This is a genomic window from Wukongibacter baidiensis (assembly GCF_050888315.1).
Lineage (GTDB): Bacteria > Bacillota > Clostridia > Peptostreptococcales > Caminicellaceae > Wukongibacter > Wukongibacter baidiensis.
Window position 1 is genome coordinate 644,183 of sequence record NZ_CP138202.1, and the last position, 20,657, is coordinate 664,839.

Consider the following 20,657-nt stretch of genomic DNA (forward strand, 5'->3'; position numbering starts at 1 on the left):
ATTTTTAGTGCCGGTTTTCTAGAGTAAACTTTAACAACTAGAAACTCAAATCTACCTAAATATTTTTACCTTCTGTTTCTACAGATTTGTACTCTTTTCTTTCTGATCTTCCCTCAACCATATTGTAGATTGTCGGAACAACAACTAAGGTTAATATAGTCGATATGGATAATCCACCAATCAGTGCAGTTGCCATTGGTCTAAACATATCACCACCAGATATCAATAGTGGTATAAGTCCAATTACCGTAGTGACTGTACTAAGCATTATAGGATTGAATCTTCTATCAACTGCCTTTTTACAAGCCTCTATGACACTGCTTCCCATCTCCCTTGAGTTGTTTATATAGTCAATCAATACGATAGCATTATTTATAACTATACCAACTAAGCTGACTATTCCAAGCATTGCTGTAAAGGACAATGGTTGCTTTAATATAAATAGACCACCTATAGATCCTATTAAAGCTAATGGGATAGTAGACAATATAACAAATGGCTGCATATATGAATTAAATTGATATACTAAAACTCCTACTATTAACACTAGAGAGAAAGCAGCAAGAATTCCTAAATCAGAGAAACTGTCTTGTATATCTCCCATTTCACCATCAAAATCAACCTTTACATCTTCAAGATCTAATAATCCCAAGTCTCTTACCTGATTCTTAATTTGCTTTTCAACATCTTGGGCAGTATATTCATTTAATATCTCAGATGTAACGACAGCACTTCTTTCTTTATTGTATCTAGCTATAATTGGATACTGAGACTCCATATCAATACTTGCAATTTCCTTTAGCAATACTTTATTCCCTGTAATCGCCGATTTTATAGCTATATTTTCCAATTTTTCTTTACTCTCTATATCACTTTTAACAATAATATTATATTCATTTCCATTTTTTCTAAAGGAAGAGGAGTTTTTACCTCTTAGTGCTATACTTACTTCCTTCTGAACATCATACTTAGATATTCCATAGGCACTTGCCTTATTTTCATCTACATTTACACTAAATTGATAGTTTTTAGCTATAAAATCATTATCTACATTCATCGTTCCTTCTACGGCTCGCAATTCATTAGTGATTAAATCTGTAACTTCTTCTAGTCTTTCCATCTTTTCCGCGCTGACTCTTATTTGAATTGGACTCCCTCCACCAGTACCAGCATCTAGTAAGTTTACAACGGCACTTCCTCCTACTATTGCCTTATCAAGTTCTTTTTGCATATGGTTTAAAAGTTCGTCCTTTGATTCAAATCTCCCATCTTTTTTTAGACGTATTTTCAAGAGAACTTGAGCAAAATCCTTTGATGGTGAACCAGTCTTAACGGTCATATAAAATTTAGGCAGCCCATCTCCTATTGCTTCTGAGTAACTTATAACTTCAGGATATTCCTTTACTACCTTTACAACATCGCTAGAAAGCTTTTCAGTCACACCTAGATCAGACACGTTCTCAGCTTGAATATTTATATACATAAGCTCCTTATCTGCCTTAGGAAACATACTGACTTCCAGCTGCGTTGCGAGTAGTCCCGTTGCCAGGAATGCTATTATAGCTACACTAATCATAGCAAGCTTTCTCTTCATGGCTAATTTAAGTAGTTTATCAAAAATGTTTCGTATTATCGAAGGCTTATCCTTCTTTTTAGAATCTCTTTTTCTAAAAAATATATATGCTAGGGTTGGCGTTGTAATTATGGCACAGATGTATGAACATATCAGCGCAATTATTACGACTGAAGGAACACCAAAGATAAACTGTCCTACTGCTGACCCTATAAGAAGTAATGGCACAAATGCGAGAACAGTTGTAAGGGTGGAAGTTAGCATTGACATGGCAACATCTTTAGTTCCCTTTACGCAGGCCTCAAACTGCTCCATTCCTTCGTTGATATAACTTTGTATTGAATCACTCACAACAATGGCATTGTCAACTAACATACCCAAGGCAATAATCAGAGCCGAAATCGACATCTGCTCTAATTTAATCCCAAATCCATACATGATTATAAATGTCATGCATATTGACAAGGGGATGGCTGTAGATACAATAATTGCATTTCTAGCCCCCATCCCAAAGAACACAACGGCAATAACGAAGAATACCGCCTCTAAAAGATTTATTACAAAATCATTTATTGATTTTGCCACATCCTTTGGCTGGAATATTACTTGATTAAAATCAATATCCTTCGGAAGATTGCTGCTTAGCTCCTCAACCTTCTTCTCAACCTCTTTTCCAGTAAGTACCACATTCTGACCATCTGCAAAATACCCTGTAAGAAGTACTGCTTTTGTATCCATTTCTTTATATCTTGGTGATGAGCTATCTACTTCATAGTATATATTCGCAATATCCTTAAGGCGTAAAACCGTGCCGTTTTCTGATGAAACCATAATAATAGTATTCTCTATTTCCTTCATAGATGCATAAGTTCCATTTGATTTTACAGCTATTTTAGTTTTACCATCATCAACATCACCCGATGGTATATTTATATTTTGACTTTGTATTATACTCGATATATCGTCTAAAGATAGAGCATAATAGTTAAGCTTATCAATATCTACTTCAACGGTAATCTGCTTTTCTAAATCTCCATCTATTTCAAATTTCGTTACACCATCGATTTTGCTAAGCTCTTTTTTAAATACTTGTGCATAATCAGCAAGCTCTTCATATGTATAGTTGTCTCCCGACATACTTATAATCATTCCTGCTGTGTCCGTCAAGCTTGTATTGATATCTATAGGTAGGATCTCACTAGGAAGTTCTCCTTCTAGGGCCTGAAGTTTTTCCCTTAGATCGTCCCAGCCCTCATCGGTATCGGCGCCATCCTTTAAATACAGAAGAACAATTGATACCCCATTTTTTGATGTTGAGTTGCTATAATCGTATCCCTTAACCTCTGAAATCTCATCCTCAATTTTTTTTGTTACAAGCTCTTCTACATCCTCCGGTGAAGCTCCTGGATAAACCGTAGTTATCAATGCAATTGGAGCACTAACATCAGGAGATTCTTGCCTTGGCAAAATGTAATAGCTATAAAGTCCAATAACCATGGACAGTACTATCAAAAGTATTGTCAATTTCCTATTCTTTATAGCTGAATAGGTTATTCCCTTCTTCACTAAATCACCTTCTTCCTTTAATCAATAATACTTACTAAGGAGCCATTTCTAATTGATTTCATTCCATTAATAACTAGCTTAGTTCCCGGTTCGAGCCCTTTAACCTTTACAAGACTTCCCTTTGTATCTTCAATCGTTATAGTTTTCTTAACAACCCTATTGTCCTCAACAACATAAACGTAGTCTATCGTTGAAGATAAAATTGAATTAATAGGAATCCAGATTCCACTTTCCTCACCAATTTCAAATTTAACCCCTACAATAGTTTCCAAATAGTAATCCCCTTCATCTAGTGAAATCTCTACATTATACGTTCTCGTTGATTTATCAGCAAGTTGAGATATATTAGTTATACTTCCCTTAGTTTCTTCCCCATTGTATTCTATTTTAGCTTCCTGACCTATGCTGATTTTCCCTAAATCCTTCTGTGTAATACCTGTTTCTACTATCTTCATATCATTTCTTAAAACCACGATGGGGCTTCCTGATGAAATCATTTCACCTACCTCATACTTGATATCTAGTACATAACCTTCAATATCTGCAACAAGGGTAGTATCATTTACCATACTTAGCTTGTAATCATAATCTGTTTTAGCTGCCTCATAGTTTGACTTAGCTTGATCATATGCATCCTCTGATGAGTCAATCTTCAATTTTGCTTGGTCATATTCATACTGTGATATGCTTTTACTTTCATGCAGCTCTTCAACTTTTACAAATAATTCTTTTGCATAATCGTATGAATCCTTTGCTTTATTAATATCAATCTGAACAGCATCTAGCTTCGACTTTGATGCATTTACTTGAAACATTAAATCTTCTTTATCAAGTTCCGCAAGCTTCGTACCCTTTTTTATATAATCTCCTTTTTCTACATATATCTTAGATATCTTTCCTGATGATTTAAATCCAATTTCCTTTGTCTCATCGGACTTAACTACACCAATATATTCAAGCTCTACTGGCATAGTCTCTTCATTTAAAGTCATCACCTCAACTGGTTTCGCTACTTCTTCAACAGATGCTACCTCTGTCTCTCCACAAGCAGTTATCATCATTAACATGCTCAGGCTCAATAGTATCAAACTTATCTTTTTCATTAATTATCCTCCTTTTATTGTTCCTTTCTTCTCTTTATAATTTTTCTATGTATTTATAAGGTTTTTATATAATGCACTCATGAATAATCTTTCTATACTCACTTTAAAATATATGCGTGCACACGCATATATTTTGTCGTAGTTTTATTGTTCCATTGTACTAAGCTATTTCATTTTTCCATGAGCTGACACTATAGTAAACCATCTTTTATATTTTCATAGATTTTTTTAGTTATAGCCTTAATCATTTCTTGTTCTTTCTCACTAACTCCTTTAAGGCCTATTCTTCCAAACTCATCTTTTGTTTCTTTAATTTTTTCATAAACCGGTAATCCTTTTTCCGTTTTATGCAATCTGAATGCTCTTCTATCCTTGTCATCCCTTACCTTTTTGATGTATCCCAAGGTTTCAAGCCTTTTTATTCTTCTGCTAATTGTTGTTCTGTCGATAATCATCATAGACGATAGCTTTTCCTGTGAAATCCCATCTTCATTGTACACGTGTTCAATTATGTAGATATCAGCACCATTAATATCATAACTATAAAGCTTTTTATCCATATTATTTTGGAAGCTTCTAATTATACTTCTCGTGTAATATCCTATATCATCCTTGTTCATGATTTTCCCTCCCAATTTGCAAATTATATCACAGATTTATGTGCGTGTACACGCATTTTTTCCAGCCTATATATTACGTTTTGTTAATTTTTTTCCTTAGCCCGAATTATTCATAAATAATTCGGGCTAAGTACATAACCTTGTCTTATTATGTTACAATACAAATATAGTTATAATTACCTTTAAGGAGTGAATTACATGGGAGTACTTATTTTTTTTGATATAAACGGTACTATAATCAAAAGAGATCACAGAACCGATATCCCCTATCAGAAAGCAATCGACCTTTTCCTCAATACTCAAAATGGCATGAATGGTGTAGATACTTCCGCCCGTTCTGATAAGGATGTTTTTATGGAAGTTTTAGAGAAACACAATACTTGCTTTGATGAAGAAAAATGGTCTGCGTTTCTAAAATTGTATGAAGAGCAGCTAGAAGCTTTTAAAGTTACCGATGTTTGGAGAGCTAATGTTGATGCAGTAGATATTATACAAAAACTATCTAAAACTGATCATAAGCTTTCTTTAATTACTGGAGAACTTAGTATTGGCGCACGCTATAAGCTTGAAAAATTAGGAGTTTGGAAACATTTTGCTACAGGTGGCTTTGGTGAAGACGGCCTTAGAAGGTTTGACATTGCAGAGTCGGCCCTTGAGAAGGCAAAAGCTCTCTATGGCGATAACTACGAAGGTATATATGTTATAGGTGATACTCTTTTAGATATTAAAACTGCTAGGCATCTTGGTGCCAAGATTATCTCAATCACCACAGGATCTAATACTAGAGATGAGTTAGAAAGGGAAAATCCAGATTATATTATAGATTGTTTTGAGGAAATTGAATATCTTTTCCTTTAATTGCTTTCTTCTTTAAATTAAATTTTACTTTACTACAGGGCTGAATTCATAAGAACTTCTTATGAATTCAGCCCCAATGTGTTTTAGAGTAAATTTCTACATATTGCAAGATACCCACAGCCTATTTTAAGATTTCGATTACCATACAGTCTTTTTTAGAATCAAAATATATTTTATATTTATATTCAAGATATTCTAATATCTCACCTATATCTATAAATTTTCTTGTATCGTCTTCAAATTTTACTATACTTTTAGGAAACTTATCTAAGCTATATTCTTTATTTCTAGTCGGATCATGTGAATAGTTTAGGTTTCTATATTTATCTGTAATCTCACCGTTTAAAAATGTAAGATTGTAAGATTTACTTTTATCTTCATTGAGGAAAATATAATGTTTTAAAGGAATGGTCTTTACACTTTGAAATTCATAACCACCTCGTGTTGCAGGTATATCGCTCCATTGTTCTTTATCTTCTTCCCCATATCCACTATATTGCCAAGGTGATGTATTTTTATTTAAAAGTATTATATTCCCATCGACATTAGGGTTACGCGGCTCATTTATATTATAGTCGTTATTATAAATACGTATAAGTGCAGTTAAAGCCAAAACACTATTTTGATTAAGAGAGTAGAGACCACCATCTTTGTCAGTATATAGTTGTTCTATAGCATACTCGAATGTTGGTTGAGTGTATCCAAGATTATAATATTTATTATCCATTTTTATTGCAGTTATCCCTAGTTTTTCAATATTTTTATTTTCAGTATTAATATCTGAATCATTTTTAATATTTTCCTTGTCATTAATCATTGCAGTTCTAGTATCATTATCCCAACCGACTTCCTTATCTAAAATCGTAGCTACTTCTCTTACAGGCGCATAGGTAACACCCTTGTAGAGTAACGTATCAGTTTCAACTTCATCTCCATTTACCTTAAGATTAACGTAGTCAAACCGAACTTCCACATTTTCCTTCATCCCCTGTGCCCCAACAATAGGACTCATAATTAATGTAGCAATTACGGTCCCCATAATTAAACCCTTTATCTTGTCTTTCATATCTTTCTCCTCCTATTATATTAAGTATAAGTTTATCAAATAGGAAGTTAAAGATGTAAATATTAGCAATATAGTCTTCAATCTTGTCATTGTCTAGCTGTTTCAATTCGATTTTTCTTCTTACTACTCCCCTAAAAGGAGGAAAAACCATCCCATTTCATATAGAATATCTATTAATTTCATTAATAATTATTTGTACGCCCTTCTTAATTTCTTCCTTTGTAACCCTAGATATACTTAAAACAATGGATTTGTGAGTTATGAAACCATTGAAAAAAGATTCCCTACCTGGCATAACTAGTACTCCCATATCTTTAAGTCTTTCAATTAATCTCATATCATTTATATGATTCGGTAATATTAAGTACATATAAAAGCCTGCGCTTTCTTTAGAATATTGTATATTCTTTGTATCGTACTTTTGCAGCTCTTTTTTCAGACACTCCATTCTATCAATATAAATGCTTTTTATTTGATCTTTATGATGATCAAACATGCCGTTTTTTAAATATATTTCTAAAGTAGCTTGAGTAATAGGTGATGTATCAAAATCAGTGTAGTGCTTATACAATCTAAATTTTTCAATTAGGTTATCTGGAAGAACTGCCACACCAACCCGAAGACCAGGAATTAATATTTTTGAGAATGTTTTTAAATATACTACATGTGAGTAGTTTCCTAGCGTAAATATAGGATCGTACCTATTATCTATTTCCATATCCGCCATATAGTCATCTTCAACTACATACACGTCATATTTCAACGCTAAGCTTGCAATAGCCTTTCGCTCATCTAAGGAGAATGAAGTCCCTAATGGAAAATGGAACCTTGGCATAGTATAAAAGAATTTTATATCTTGAGTTCTAAATATGCGTTCCAATTCTTCTAAGTCAATACCATTAAAATTTCTTTCAATAGTAATAACCTCAAAATTTTCTAATTCTAAAAGTCTAAGGTATATACAATAGCTTGGCTGCTCAATAAGTATTTTTTTCTTACCATTTGGAAAGGCCATTCTTGATAGGAGACTTAAAGCTTGTTGACTTCCCGAGGTTATAACCATATTATCGGCCTTTGTAAAAATTTGATAGTTCATAAAATGCTTTACTAGTATTTCTTTTAATGGTTGAAATCCATATGGACCTTGATAAGTAAATAGTTGTTTTTTATATAAATCTATAGATTTGTCAACACAATGCTTAAAATCTAAATAAGGTAAACCATCCAGATCAGGTGAAGGCGAAGAAAAATCTAAATATTTACTTTCTAAGTCCAAATCACTTTTCTTACTATCCACAACATAGTATCCACTTTGACCTACTGAATATACTAAATGCTTTTTCTTTAATTCTTCATATGCTTTTACTATAGTGTTTATACTGCACTCATATTTGTTTGCCAAATTTCTGACCGATGGTAATTTCGTACCAGACTGTATCTTCCCTTTTTCTATGTTATTCTCTATGTCCTTTGCTATGTCTATATACTTTCTCATGTCATCTCCAACTCCTATTAAACTTTGTTAACTAGATGAACTGTATTAATACAGTTGCGATTTCTATCATTGTATGTAATTTATTTATTATTTATAATTAACATTAGATATAGCGCTATATTAACATTATACACAACATAAGAAGAGTAGAGGGTAATATTCAATAAGTTAGAAAAGTCAGACGTCCATATTCTAGAAAAAATAATCCTATAATAAAAAAACTTTATTATTACAATGAAACAATAAATAACTAATTAAGGAGTGTTTACTATGACAATAGAAAAATTGTTAGATGTTTTAAAATATAAAGGTATTGTAGCCATTGCAACCCAGGGTAAAGAGAGCCCACATATAGCTAACACTTGGAATAGCTATGTGACTGTAACAACTAACAAAGAATTACTTATCCCTGCTGGAGGAATGAATAAAACTGAGTCTAATATTAATGCAAATAACAAGGTAAAGGTTACAATAGGAAGTCATGAGGTAGAAGGGCTTCGTGGTCTTGGAACTGGCTTCCTAATAGACGGCATAGCTGAATTTATAAAAGCTGGTTCAGAGTTCGATATGGTAAAAGAAAATTTTCCATGGATAAGAGCAGTATTAAAAATAAAAATTAATTCTGTTACTCAAACACAATAAGTTTCATTAATTTTTTCGATGATAAATTGCAATTAATAAAAGTTGGAGGATAGTATTATACTATCCTCCAACTTTTATTAATACTATGTATTTTTAAATCTAGCGATTAATCTCTTTCATAAATCCAACCAATTCAGGTTTTCTTACTAAGGTTGCATATCTAAACATCGCATATCCACCTACATTATCAGTTGTACGGTTGAGGTTCACTTGAGCACGGAGCTGGTCAACGCCATACCATGGGCTATTTGGATCGGTATTACCTGCACGATAGGCAGCTTGTCCAATATATAAGTCTACTTCCGTATCAGCTACAACATCAGACCACCAGTTTAATATCTTCTCATAATCGGCTACTTCATAACCAATATTCCAATAAATCTGTGGCATGATATAGTCTAAGTACCCAGCTTTAACCCATCCCCTTGTATCTGCATACATAGAGTAGTAGGATTGTTTTCCCCTTGTGTCTGAACCTAAAGGATTAGAGCTACTATTAGCCCAAATGGCAAATGGGCTCACTCCAAATTGTAAATTTTCATCCTTTGCCTTTACTAATTTGTACATTTTCTCAATAAGGCTATTTATATTGCTACGTCTCCAATCACCTATATCAGCATATTCTCCTCCATATTGAGCATATGTATCGGCATCGTTAAAGGCTTGTCCAGGATAAAAATAATCATCTAAATGGATACCATCAACATCATAGTTTTCAAGAATCTCAGAAACACCATCCAAAATCATTTTTTCAACTTCAGGAATACCAGGATTAAAATAATGTCTAATCTTCTCACCCTTACCATGTGCTACTACCCATTCTGGATGAACACGGGCAGGATGGTCATATGCTAACTCATCTAAATCACTGGTCTTCATCGTAATTCTATAGGGATTTATCCATGGATGAATTTCAATATCTCTTTTATGAGCTTCAGTAATAATAAACTCTAATGGATCAAAACCATCTTCTGGAGGAGTCATCTGGTCTCCAGTTAAATACTTTGACCAAGGAAAAATTTTAGAAGGATATAGTGCATCCGCTGCTGGCCTAACTTGGAAGAAAACTGTGTTAAAGCCCATTCCTTGGATATTATCAAGCATCTCAATAATTTCTTTTTTAAGAGTCTCACTTTCTGTTGTTACTCCAGCTAAGGGATAATCTAATCCATAAACCGTAGCCACCCAGATAGCTCTAAGTTCCCTTTTCTGATTGCTATCATCATTTTCAACTTCAAAGCCATTTTGGTTACCTAAATTTCTAAAGGCATATACTGGAACTGTGAGTATCAATAGAACTAATAACATTGCAAAAGACTTTGTTAAAACATTTTTCACCAAATAAATGACCCCCTTTGTCGTATAATGACAGTATAACACGATATTTGATAATTATAAACAGGAAGAGGGTAGGATTTTCTAGTTAGTACCATTCCTTAGAATATTCTTCTAACATTTCTAGAAACTTTGTCATAGCATTGAATACATGTTTATCCTTATGATAAGCAATTTGAGTGTATAGCCGCTCACTCCCATTGTATTCAACTATTTCAAATCTTTCCTTCGATAGATCATCTCTGACAGTAACTGTTGGAACGAAGGAGTAGCCTAGTCCACATGCTACATACTGCTTAATAACCTCTACCGAACCGGTTTCCATGGTGTGTTGTTTTATAATCCCTTGATTATTTAAGTAATTATCAAACAGTTTTCTATAGGAACACTCTTTTTCTGTTAAGTAGACTGTTTGATTCTTTTTCTTCATAGTTTCCATGCCATGTCCCTTTGGCAGTATGAAGCTAAACCTTTCTTCTGTGAGGATTATTGAATTTAAATATGAAAACTCCGTTTCGTATTCTACTTGAAAGGTTAAATCTAGCTCCCCTTCCCTAACCATTCTTCTAAGCTCAGAGCATACACCATGCTTGATAATGATATCCACATTTGGATAGGTCATCTTATATTCTTGAATGAGATCGTAAATTCTGTAATGCAATAATGATTCATAGACCCCTAGTCGTAATACTTCATTGGCTCCGTCTTCGCCTGCACTCATATTAACAACAGACTCATAATCTTCTACTAATATCTTTGTTCTATCATATAATGTTCTTCCAAATTGAGTTAAGTAAATTTTTTTCCCTATCCTATCAAATAATAGTTCATTGTAATGTCTTTCCAACTCTTTTATATGAAGTGTCACTGTTGATTGAGCATAGTTCATATAGCTTGCAGCCTTGGTAAATCCTCCGGTTTCAACAACCCTATTAAAGGTTATATAATTTTTAATATCCATACTTCCCTCCCATCATGAACACTGATGATAATCATTATAATTTTCAATTTTACTAATGTATAATTATAAATTAATATTAGTATATCAAAAGGAGGTTAGAAGATGAAGAAAAAAATAGGTCCACTTTTACTGAGTGGCTTGATGATCGGACCAATACTGGGCAGCGGTATAATATTATTACCTCCCCTAGCATATGGTAAGCTTGGAAATTCTGCAATCTGGTCGTGGATTGTTATTATGACACTAGGTGCAATATTCGCTATGATCTTCTCTAAGCTTTCTACTATGTATCCGGGAGATGGAGGTATGACAATTGCCATCGAAAAGAGCCTGGGTAAAAAATACAAACTGTATTCATCATTTCTTATGATATCAGCCGTTTCATTTGGCCCAACTGCAGTGATGCTTACTGCCTCAGATTATCTTAATAACTTAAAAAGCCTAAGTGGTGTTAATGTAAACTACATAGCCATGGGGTTAGTTCTTGTTTCTCTATTTATATTGTTGAAGGACATCAAATTTATCAGCACCCTTAGCTTTATATTTTCATCTATTATTACTGTAATCATATTAATAAGTTCAATAGTTGTCCTCAGTCAAAATAGTATATCAATCACTCCAATTACTGACGTACAATTAATGCCCCTAGGGAAAACTGTATTACTTTTGTTTTGGGCAATCATAGGCTGGGAAATCGTAGGCAATTATTCGGAGCAAGTTAGAGACTTGAAGAAAACAATTCCTCTAGCTACAACCTTCAGTTTAGTCATTATTACAATCACGTATATAAGCTTATCCCTGGCCATTCAATCCTTTAAGTACACAAGTGAATTGTCCCTTGTTAATGTGCTTTCACCACTTTTCGGTAATTTTTCAGTTACCTTTTTAGCCCTATTAGTTTCTGGCTTATGCATATTTACTTACTTATTAATAGTAGGAGCCTTAGCAAGATTAGTCAATTCTCTTTCAGTTGAAGGCTATTTACCAAGGATATTTACTAAAAAGAATAAGGATGATATTCCTGTAAACTCAGTTTTGTACTTTATAACGGTACACCTTGTAGTTCTTCTACTAGTCAACTTAAAAATTCTAAGCTTAGAACTAATCCTATCAATTGCTAACGGTTTTTTCTTAGCTAATGCACTAATAGGGTTGATCGCATCGCTAAAGGTCATAGATGGGCTAGTCTATAAGGCTGGAGGTATCATTCTATCTATAAGTCTGTTTATTCTATTGTCATTTTCTAGTAAGAGCATTTTTATAGCCATGATTTTCGTATACTTCATGGCAGGTTATTTAGAAAAGAAAAACTTCATAGCTATTGAAAGCTGTGAAGTATAAAACCTTTAATATTAGTAAAGCACTAAGGCCTCTTTTCCTTAGTGCTTTATATTTTTCATAACTATGTTTTTTCAAGCAGCACGATTTAATCTCTTACTATATATGATTATTAAATATGACAGTATAAATACCACTGCTGCTGCAACAAATGTTACTTTCGGATATATATCTAGTAAGGCTCCAGCAAATAAGGACCCTCCGACCATTCCCACAGAGTTAGCTGAACTTTGCAGCCCCATGATTTTTCCATGCTCATTCTTGCTGAGGTTTGATACCATTGTCTGCAGTAAAGGCTTGAACATAGATATAACAAATATGAAAATAAAAAATACGATTATTGAAATCGGTGAAAGTAAGTTCTTCATCATTGAAAGAATTGTAAGTGTTATACCTGTAGCCAATAAAACATATTTGAGCGATTTTTTATCTCCATATTTTCTTGACACCCTTGGAGTCAAATAAACATTTGCTATCATACCCACAATACCAGTCAAGGCCATATAATACCCTATTTGCAATGGATTCAGGTTTAAATATTTCTTTAGGAAGTAGTTTATTCCTGTAGTATAGGCTATATATGAGAATGATGTCAACAGCACCAACAAAAGTAAAGTTCCCAATGCTGTAGGCATATATTTTTTAAAGTCATCTTTAATCTCAAAAATAAAATGTGTAGATTTCTTTTCTATATTATCAAATTTCACATCACTTTCTGGTAAGAAGAAATAAACTATTATAGCGTGCAGAATAAGTCCTATGGATTGAAAAATAAAGGCATTATGGTAATCATTTGCCCCAATGTAGCCCCCAACTAGATATCCTAAGGATCCTCCAAATCCTGACAGAGCCGTATAATAGGCAATAGCTTTACTTCTACTCTTATTATCGGTTTCATCTACTATATAGGCTATAGCGTTAGTAAACACTGATGAAGCAAATCCCCCTCCAATAACTCTAAACATAATTATCATTACTGGAGATGTAGAAAATCCAAATCCTATTTGTGCAAGCCCATAACCTATCATAGGAAAGTATAAAAACCGCTTTCTGGTCCTATGTCTATCCGATAGACTTCCCCATATTGGTGACATAGTAAAGCTTGCTATAGACATTGCAGCGAACATTATTCCATACATAAGCGAAGACATATTAAGGCTTACCACCAGCTCCGGTGTAACAGGATGGGCCATATTTGCTAAGACACTCATAAAGAACATTACAACTATTAAGTAGGATATTTTCTTGCTCAAAATCAACACCTCATAAATTTAGATTTTATTATAGTAACTTATTATTAAAAATACTGCCTTTGTATGATTCTTATTACATCAATTATGCCTTTAAACTCTATATACCTGTTCCATTATATCTATTTAAATCTATAACATCAATAGATTTACTTACCTAATATTTCATATACCCACTAATTGATAAAAAACTACATATTATATGAAAAGTTATTAGCCATTATCCCAAATAGAATTGACAGATAAACAATAAAAGTATAACATATAAAAGGTTATACTTTTTTTATGAAGTCATAGCCTAAACAAAGGGGCTTGATCCCCTAGGTTTTTATTGAATAATTATTAATAATAATTTTAGATAAAGGAAGATAAAAAATGTCAAAAGAAAATTTTAGCTTTGTTGAAGAGGTTAGAAGAAGAAGGACCTTTGCGATCATTTCCCATCCCGATGCCGGTAAAACTACCTTAACAGAAAAATTTCTTTTATACGGTGGTGCTATCCGTGAAGCTGGTTCAGTAAAATCAAGAAGATCAAATAAGCATGCTGTATCAGACTGGATGGAAATCGAAAAAAAGAGAGGAATCTCCGTAACCTCAAGTGTACTTCAGTTTGATTATAATAATTTCTGTATCAACATTCTTGATACACCAGGTCACCAGGATTTCAGTGAGGACACCTATAGAACTCTAATGGCTGCTGATAGTGCCGTTATGGTTATTGACTGTGCAAAAGGTGTTGAACCTCAAACGAAGAAACTGTTTCATGTTTGTAAGATGAGAGGCATTCCTATATTCACCTTTATTAATAAACTAGATCGTGCCGGAAAAGATCCATTTGATTTAATGGATGAAATTGAAAATGTGTTAGGTATTCGCTCTTACCCAATGAATTGGCCAATTGGCACCGATGGTAATTTTAAAGGAGTTTTTAATCGTCAAAAGAAGCAAATTGAAGTTTTTGATGGCGGTAACCATGGACAATCAGTTGCTAAGGCTATAACAGGAGATATCACCGATGAGAAGTTTACTGAGTTATTAGGTGAAGATCTCCATGAAGAAATACAAGGCCAAATTGAACTACTAGACATCGCAGGCGATGAATTTGAACTAGATCAAATATTAAGTGGTGAATTAACACCTGTATTCTTTGGAAGCGCCCTTACTAACTTTGGAGTTGAGCCATTTCTAGAATCTTTCTTAGATATAACTACACCTCCAAAGTCTCGTAAAAGTAATTTAGGTGATGTTGACCCAGAATCAGATAATTTTTCTGGTTTTATTTTCAAAATACAGGCAAACATGGACCCTGCCCATAGAGATAGGATAGCCTTCTTAAGAATCTGCTCTGGTAAGTTTGAAAAGGGTATGACAGTAAACCATGTACAGAAAAAGAAAAAGGTAAGATTAGCACAGCCTCAGCAATTTTTAGCTCAAGATCGTGTAATAGTAGATTCCGCTTATCCCGGTGATATTATTGGAATCCATGATCCAGGTATATTTAAAATCGGTGACACCCTATGCCAGGATCAATCAAAACTTCAATACGAAGGTATACCACAATTTGCTCCAGAGCATTTTGCAAAGATAACTACAAAGAATTCCCTCAAACGAAAGCAGTTTTTAAAGGGTATTACTCAGTTGTCTGAAGAAGGTGCTATACAGGTATACAAGCGTCCTAATATTGGAATGGAAGAATTAATCATTGGCGTGGTTGGCGCCCTTCAATTTGAAGTACTAGAATACCGTCTCAAAAATGAGTATGGTGTTGACATTATCATTGAAAAGCTACCCTTCCGTTATATTCGTTGGGTTGATATGGATAATTTTGATCCAAACACTTTCTCACTCACAATGGACACAATGATTGTTGAAAATGAAAATAAGGATCCTGTAATATTATTCCAGAATGAATGGTCAATTAGACACGTGGCTGAGAGAAATAAAGATGCAGTGTTAAAAGAAGTTTCAATATAATGTGATTTTTCTACAAAATAAATATGTCAGTTTTCATATATAACGTCTATGTTCGATAGCAATTGATCATAGACGTTATTTTTTGTTAGCTTTTTCTGAGGACACCCTGTTAAATTTACAAGATCTACCAATTATATAGATTAAGATACCTTGTTCTACTTGGAATATATTGGAGGTTGATTGAAACTACCTACATGTTACAATTTAAGTAACATTAAACCTAGATTATTTATAACTAGAAAGGATAATAGTCGTGAAGAAAGAATGGAGAATGCTAACGGTAGCTGCAATAGTATCCTTGAGTGCTATAACAGTTTCAGCCTATAGCCCAAAAATTGGAGATATAATTGGTCAAGTTTTTTACACAGATATTGTTACAGTTATCGATGGTAAAACAATACCTTCCGTGAATATTGGAGGAAGAACCGCAATAATAGTTGAAGATTTAAGTGATTACGGTTACGATGTAACTTGGAGTAACGAAACAAGAACATTAGATGTAAAGACCCAGGAAGAAACAAAGTCTAATTCAAGAAAGATGATAACTGGTATGGTAATGCTACCTGAAGGAAAAGTAGCCCCACAGGGTGGACTAGAAGTAGAACTTCTTTTAAGACTTCACCTTCTAAATCTTCCAGATGGAGAAAATGGAGTTCCTCCTTTTAGCTCAACTACTACTAAAATAACTATTTATGAAGGAAACAACTTTGCAACATATTCCATTCCTTATCCAGATAATTTTGAAGCTGTGCAGTTAGAAATGAAATCAGAACATAAGCAAAAGAAAATTTCTGATTCTATTAATGTTTCCGACAATAGTAAAAATGCCGATTTCTTACTAGATATTGATTCACATAAATAATCTTAAAAAAGTTTGACTAATATATCAATTTAATGAAAGTTGATGTGCTTGGTCAAGCTTTTTCTATTCCCCTCTCTTTAAATTTTTATTGAAATAACTACGACTCTCTTTTCCTCTCATCAATATTTCAAAAAATCATTTTAGCATTCTATGCCTTAAATTTCCATAATATTTCTAATATCTTAATAATTGCTTAAAAGTGATAGAAATATAACAATACTTTTAAAATTGATGTTATAATAGTTCGCAAAGGGAGGAGATATATATGAGACCTTTCGGAGTTAGAAAGATTGAATTATCTGGACGCTTTCCAATACCTAAGGAAGTCAGAGAAGAAATATCTATAAAATATGACGATGCAGTAGAATTTTTTACCGACGATGGATGTATTGGAATTATAAAGTATAAAGACCGCTGTTCTGTATGCGAAGTTAATGATAATGTAAAACCTTTTAAGGATAAGTTTATATGTGAAGATTGTATAGAAGAAATTATAGCTATTGTAAGTCGAAAAAAGGAAGCTTGTTAAAAGCTTCCTTTTTCTTTATTTATGACATTTATTAAATACTTTTCAACTTTTGCTTTATCACTCGAAGCTATTTCTAAAATAACATCCTTATTTTCTTCATCTAAGATCCACCTGTCAAGTTTTCCTCTCTTTACGATAAGTGTTAAATCATAGTACTCAATAGTCTTTTTCCTAACCTTTTTATGTTCTTTACTTCCCCACTTATAGCTAACAACTCTATGCCATTTATACTTTCCTCCTACAGTATAAATACCATGTTCGTCGATAAAATCCTTGCTCACTCCCCTTAAGAGCCAAGAAGTTCCAACTAGAGCATATAATATTGCTGTATAGAGTTTATAAAAATCTTGAGTTTCATTTATATAATCAATATCGTAGTGCATATACATCATTAAGTAAGAAAAAGCCATAAAAAACCACATTATAGAAAGAAGAATTTCAATCAAATGTAGACTTCTTAATGATTTGGCAATGGCCTTATTTTCTCTTTTATAGGCACTCACCCGCTGGCCAACTATAATTATAATAAAGCAGGATGATATCATAATAAATAAAAGTTTGTCCATTTCTATTCCCCTTCTTTAAAATTCATTATATAGATCAATTGTTTTTTATTTTTATATAATTCTTCATTTGGATGAAATTCATGATAATAGTTTTCATCATATTCTATATACCATTCAATAACATTTCTTCCACTATATAGTTTCCCTATCGGTTATTATATCATGTTTTTGACTTTCTAAAATAAACATATAATATCTATTAAGTTTTGGGAGGTCGAGTATATGAATAGAGTTTGCATATATCTAAGAAAATCTAGAGCTGATGAAGAAGCTGAAAAATATAATGAAGGTGAAACCCTTTCAAAACATAGAAAAATATTACTAAAAGTCGCAAATGACATGGACTTAAATATATTGAAAATCCGTCAAGAAGTAGTTTCTGGAGAAAGTTTAATTCATAGGCCCGAAATGCTTGAGCTTTTAAAGGAGGTTGAGGAACAAATCTATGAAGCAGTTCTTTGTATGGATATAGATCGCCTTGGCCGTGGTAACATGCAGGAGCAAGGACTTATACTCGAAACCTTTAAAAAATCCAATACTAAAATAATCACTCCTCGCAAAATATATAACCTTCAAGATGAGTTTGATGAAGAGTATTCTGAGTTTGAAGCCTTTATGGCCCGTAAAGAATTAAAAATTATCAATCGTAGATTACAACGCGGCAGGCTTCGCTCTATTGAAGATGGAAACTATATTGCTACCTTACCTCCCTATGGCTATGAAATACACTACGAGGGCAAATTTAGAACCCTTAAACCACACCCTGAACAATCCTATGTTGTTAAACTAATATTTGAGTTATACACTAAAGAACATCTTGGATGTAAAAAAATTGCCAATAAGCTTAATCAATTAGGTTATAGGTCATATACCGGCAGGGATTGGTCTAATGCTTCTGTTAACAATATAATAAAGAATGAAGTATATACGGGAAAAGTTCAATGGAAAAAAAATAGAATTACAAAATCAAGTAAGCCAAATCAAAACAAAGAAGTTAAGATGCGACCAAAGAGCCAATGGATCACTGTGGATGGAAAACACGAAGCTATTATCTCCGATGATATATATGGATTAGCTCAAAAAATCTTGAGGAGTCGTTCCCATGTACCTCACAACACTAAGATAACCAATCCCCTTGCTGGCATTGTTAGGTGTAAATTCTGTGGTTCTTCCATGGTTTATAGACCCTACGGAAAAAGAGACCCTCATATTGTATGCTACAATAATTGTGGCAATAAAAGCTCAAAATTCATATATATTGAGGAGAGACTTTTAAAGGCCTTAAAGGAGTGGCTTATACACTACAAAGCAGAGTGGAAGGAAATCAAGTATCCTAAAACTTCTCATATAGATGAGTTAGTTCTTATACATAAAAAGGCTTTAAAGAATCTCAAAACTGAGCTCGCTAAGTTAGAGAAGCAAAAAAATAATCTTCACGACCTTTTGGAACGTGGAATTTATAATATAGATACTTTTATAGAAAGGTCCGAAAACATTACCCAGCGAATTGAAGAAATTAAAATAAATATCGATAAAACAGAAAAAGATTTAGATATTTCAGGCGATCATATCGATAATCTAAATGAAATAGCTCCCTTAGTTGAAAATGTTCTAGATTTATATACTAGGTCAGATGATGCTGCGAAAAAGAATATATTATTAAAAACTGTTTTAAATCACGCTGAATATAGTAAAATGAAAAATCAAAGAAACGATCAGTTTACACTTATCATATACCCTAAGTTACCTAGGCTATTAAAAAGCGATAAGCTATAAAGGGGAATTCATTCCCCTCTTTATCGATTCCTATAGGTTCTTGGATAGAAACTTCATTCTTTGTTTTTTTACCAGCTCTTATGGTCATTAAAATCTCATTTGCTATAGTCACATTACGGAAACATTTTATCAGAAAGAATCTATTCAATTATTAAAAGGCATATCTAACTTCTCTACTGGTATGTTTTGTCTAAAAACAACTCTTATATTTATGCTATAATTATTATCGAATAAAATCTAATTAGAAGGTCGTATCTTATGATTGATTTAATATTACTTATTACTCTTGTACTTTTTCTAATAGCTTATAATCTTAAAATTCTTAGTTTAGCAAAGGCAGATAACTTTGATGATGTAGTATATCTTGTATCGGACAATAAATTCATTAACTTTTTCATAGGAATCGTAGTTCTTACTTTTCTCCTGACAATCTCTTACAGAGCCTCCTCTTACAGTCACACTGCTAAAGCAGTTGTATGGATTCTATTATTTCCTATGCATTTTTATATTAGATTTAAAAATTATCTTTCTACTAAGGAAGATTGGCATCTAGTTACTTTTACTGTATTTACAATAGTTCAGACCGTATTACTTTATAAATACCTTTAACTGGGGCTGTCTCATAAGAAAATCTTCTGAGTACAGCCCCAGGATGTTTCAGAATGAATGAAGTTCAAGGTTTTGAAATTTCAGCGGTTTGGCTAGTACTAATGTACGTGCCAAGTCTCTGAAATTTTAAATAACGCAGAAATTCGTCATTCTGAGACATCCCCTGCTTTTTCCGCTTCTATTCTAATATCCTCTTTAATTTGATTGAAAAGTCTTATTTTCTCTTCTGGGGAACACTGAAGTTTTTCAATGTAATTTTTTATCATTCTTGCATGAGCTTCTGCCACTCTTTCCTGTAGCGCCTGCTTACCTTCTTTAGTTTTAGGAAAATGCATCTTAATCTTCATATCGCTTCCCCCTTCTACTGATATAAGTATATGAAAGCTGGTAGATGTCCTATGTAGATTGATATTTAGTATAATAACTGTTTCATAAAATTTATGTAAATCTTCTTCATTGCTTTTACACTAGTTCTTATTTTCTATCAGAAATTATATATATATAGTGGCAACAAAAATTTCTAAAAGGTGATAG

General features: G+C 33.0%; 18 protein-coding genes and 1 pseudogene. 8 read left to right on the forward strand and 11 right to left on the reverse strand.

Annotation, left to right across the window (positions count from 1 at the left end):
- Window positions 1–55: 55 nt before the first annotated feature.
- The 3 genes from R9X47_RS03185 to R9X47_RS03195 all read right to left on the reverse strand — a co-directional run bounded on the left by R9X47_RS03185 (window position 56) and on the right by R9X47_RS03195 (window position 4,862).
- The gene (locus R9X47_RS03185) at window positions 56–3,139 is read right to left on the reverse strand and encodes an efflux RND transporter permease subunit (RefSeq protein ID WP_432665254.1); all 3,084 of its coding nucleotides are present in this window, start codon (window positions 3,137–3,139) and stop codon (window positions 56–58) included.
- Between the two features lie 17 nt (window positions 3,140–3,156).
- Window positions 3,157–4,242, reverse strand: coding sequence for an efflux RND transporter periplasmic adaptor subunit (locus tag R9X47_RS03190; RefSeq protein ID WP_432665255.1), 1,086 nt, complete (start codon window positions 4,240–4,242; stop codon window positions 3,157–3,159).
- Window positions 4,243–4,433: 191 nt separating this feature from the next.
- Window positions 4,434–4,862 (reverse strand): MarR family winged helix-turn-helix transcriptional regulator, encoded by a 429-nt coding sequence (locus tag R9X47_RS03195; RefSeq protein WP_432665256.1) that lies wholly within the window; start codon window positions 4,860–4,862, stop codon window positions 4,434–4,436.
- Between the two features lie 198 nt (window positions 4,863–5,060).
- Between R9X47_RS03195 and R9X47_RS03200 the strand changes: the two genes are divergently transcribed.
- Window positions 5,061–5,720: an HAD family hydrolase gene (locus R9X47_RS03200; protein WP_432665257.1), complete on the forward strand. Its 660-nt coding sequence runs from the start codon at window positions 5,061–5,063 to the stop codon at window positions 5,718–5,720.
- Between the two features lie 121 nt (window positions 5,721–5,841).
- Here R9X47_RS03200 and R9X47_RS03205 read toward each other — a convergent pair whose 3' ends face one another.
- Entirely contained in the window at window positions 5,842–6,786 is a 945-nt protein-coding gene (locus tag R9X47_RS03205; protein WP_432665258.1) for a stalk domain-containing protein, read from the reverse strand.
- Between the two features lie 157 nt (window positions 6,787–6,943).
- Window positions 6,944–8,281, reverse strand: a complete 1,338-nt coding sequence (locus tag R9X47_RS03210) for a PLP-dependent aminotransferase family protein (RefSeq protein ID WP_432665259.1) — start codon at window positions 8,279–8,281, stop codon at window positions 6,944–6,946.
- A gap of 270 nt (window positions 8,282–8,551) precedes the next feature.
- Here R9X47_RS03210 and R9X47_RS03215 point away from each other — a divergent pair, with 270 nt between their 5' ends.
- Entirely contained in the window at window positions 8,552–8,923 is a 372-nt protein-coding gene (locus tag R9X47_RS03215) for a pyridoxamine 5'-phosphate oxidase family protein (RefSeq protein ID WP_432665260.1), read from the forward strand.
- Between the two features lie 99 nt (window positions 8,924–9,022).
- On the opposite strand, the gene R9X47_RS03220 is transcribed toward R9X47_RS03215, so the two are convergent.
- The gene (locus tag R9X47_RS03220; RefSeq protein ID WP_432667581.1) at window positions 9,023–10,261 is read right to left on the reverse strand and encodes a glycoside hydrolase family 10 protein; all 1,239 of its coding nucleotides are present in this window, start codon (window positions 10,259–10,261) and stop codon (window positions 9,023–9,025) included.
- Between the two features lie 85 nt (window positions 10,262–10,346).
- Window positions 10,347–11,219 (reverse strand): LysR family transcriptional regulator, encoded by an 873-nt coding sequence (locus R9X47_RS03225; RefSeq protein WP_432665261.1) that lies wholly within the window; start codon window positions 11,217–11,219, stop codon window positions 10,347–10,349.
- A 102-nt stretch (window positions 11,220–11,321) separates the two neighbouring features.
- On the opposite strand from R9X47_RS03225, the gene R9X47_RS03230 reads away from it, so the two are divergent.
- Window positions 11,322–12,560 carry an APC family permease gene (locus tag R9X47_RS03230; protein ID WP_432665262.1) on the forward strand — a complete coding sequence of 413 codons (1,239 nt, stop codon included), beginning with the start codon at window positions 11,322–11,324 and terminating at the stop codon, window positions 12,558–12,560.
- A 71-nt stretch (window positions 12,561–12,631) separates the two neighbouring features.
- Here R9X47_RS03230 and R9X47_RS03235 read toward each other — a convergent pair whose 3' ends face one another.
- The gene (locus R9X47_RS03235; RefSeq protein WP_432665263.1) at window positions 12,632–13,810 is read right to left on the reverse strand and encodes an MFS transporter; all 1,179 of its coding nucleotides are present in this window, start codon (window positions 13,808–13,810) and stop codon (window positions 12,632–12,634) included.
- Window positions 13,811–14,182: 372 nt separating this feature from the next.
- Between R9X47_RS03235 and R9X47_RS03240 the strand changes: the two genes are divergently transcribed.
- From R9X47_RS03240 to R9X47_RS03250, 3 genes are all read left to right on the forward strand, one after another.
- Window positions 14,183–15,781, forward strand: a complete 1,599-nt coding sequence (locus R9X47_RS03240; protein ID WP_432665264.1) for a peptide chain release factor 3 — start codon at window positions 14,183–14,185, stop codon at window positions 15,779–15,781.
- A 253-nt stretch (window positions 15,782–16,034) separates the two neighbouring features.
- The gene (locus R9X47_RS03245) at window positions 16,035–16,643 is read left to right on the forward strand and encodes a hypothetical protein (RefSeq protein WP_432665265.1); all 609 of its coding nucleotides are present in this window, start codon (window positions 16,035–16,037) and stop codon (window positions 16,641–16,643) included.
- Between the two features lie 265 nt (window positions 16,644–16,908).
- Window positions 16,909–17,172 carry an AbrB/MazE/SpoVT family DNA-binding domain-containing protein gene (locus tag R9X47_RS03250; RefSeq protein WP_432665266.1) on the forward strand — a complete coding sequence of 88 codons (264 nt, stop codon included), beginning with the start codon at window positions 16,909–16,911 and terminating at the stop codon, window positions 17,170–17,172.
- On the opposite strand, the gene R9X47_RS03255 is transcribed toward R9X47_RS03250, so the two are convergent.
- Window positions 17,169–17,738 carry a hypothetical protein gene (locus tag R9X47_RS03255; RefSeq protein WP_432665267.1) on the reverse strand — a complete coding sequence of 190 codons (570 nt, stop codon included), beginning with the start codon at window positions 17,736–17,738 and terminating at the stop codon, window positions 17,169–17,171. The two genes, R9X47_RS03250 and R9X47_RS03255, sit on opposite strands and share 4 nt — an antisense overlap.
- Before the next feature lie 222 nt (window positions 17,739–17,960).
- On the opposite strand from R9X47_RS03255, the gene R9X47_RS03260 reads away from it, so the two are divergent.
- Window positions 17,961–19,514, forward strand: coding sequence for a recombinase family protein (locus tag R9X47_RS03260; protein ID WP_432665268.1), 1,554 nt, complete (start codon window positions 17,961–17,963; stop codon window positions 19,512–19,514).
- Here R9X47_RS03260 and R9X47_RS03265 read toward each other — a convergent pair.
- A pseudogene (locus R9X47_RS03265) lies at window positions 19,486–19,620 on the reverse strand (sigma-70 family RNA polymerase sigma factor); the annotation flags it as partial. The gene R9X47_RS03260 and the pseudogene R9X47_RS03265 sit on opposite strands and share 29 nt — an antisense overlap.
- Before the next feature lie 152 nt (window positions 19,621–19,772).
- Here R9X47_RS03265 and R9X47_RS03270 point away from each other — a divergent pair.
- A complete protein-coding gene (locus R9X47_RS03270; RefSeq protein WP_432665269.1) occupies window positions 19,773–20,123 on the forward strand; it encodes a hypothetical protein in 351 nt (116 codons plus the stop codon).
- A gap of 146 nt (window positions 20,124–20,269) precedes the next feature.
- On the opposite strand, the gene R9X47_RS03275 is transcribed toward R9X47_RS03270, so the two are convergent.
- On the reverse strand, window positions 20,270–20,470 hold the full coding sequence (locus R9X47_RS03275; protein WP_432665270.1) for a hypothetical protein: 201 nt from the start codon (window positions 20,468–20,470) through the stop codon (window positions 20,270–20,272).
- Window positions 20,471–20,657 lie beyond the last annotated feature (187 nt).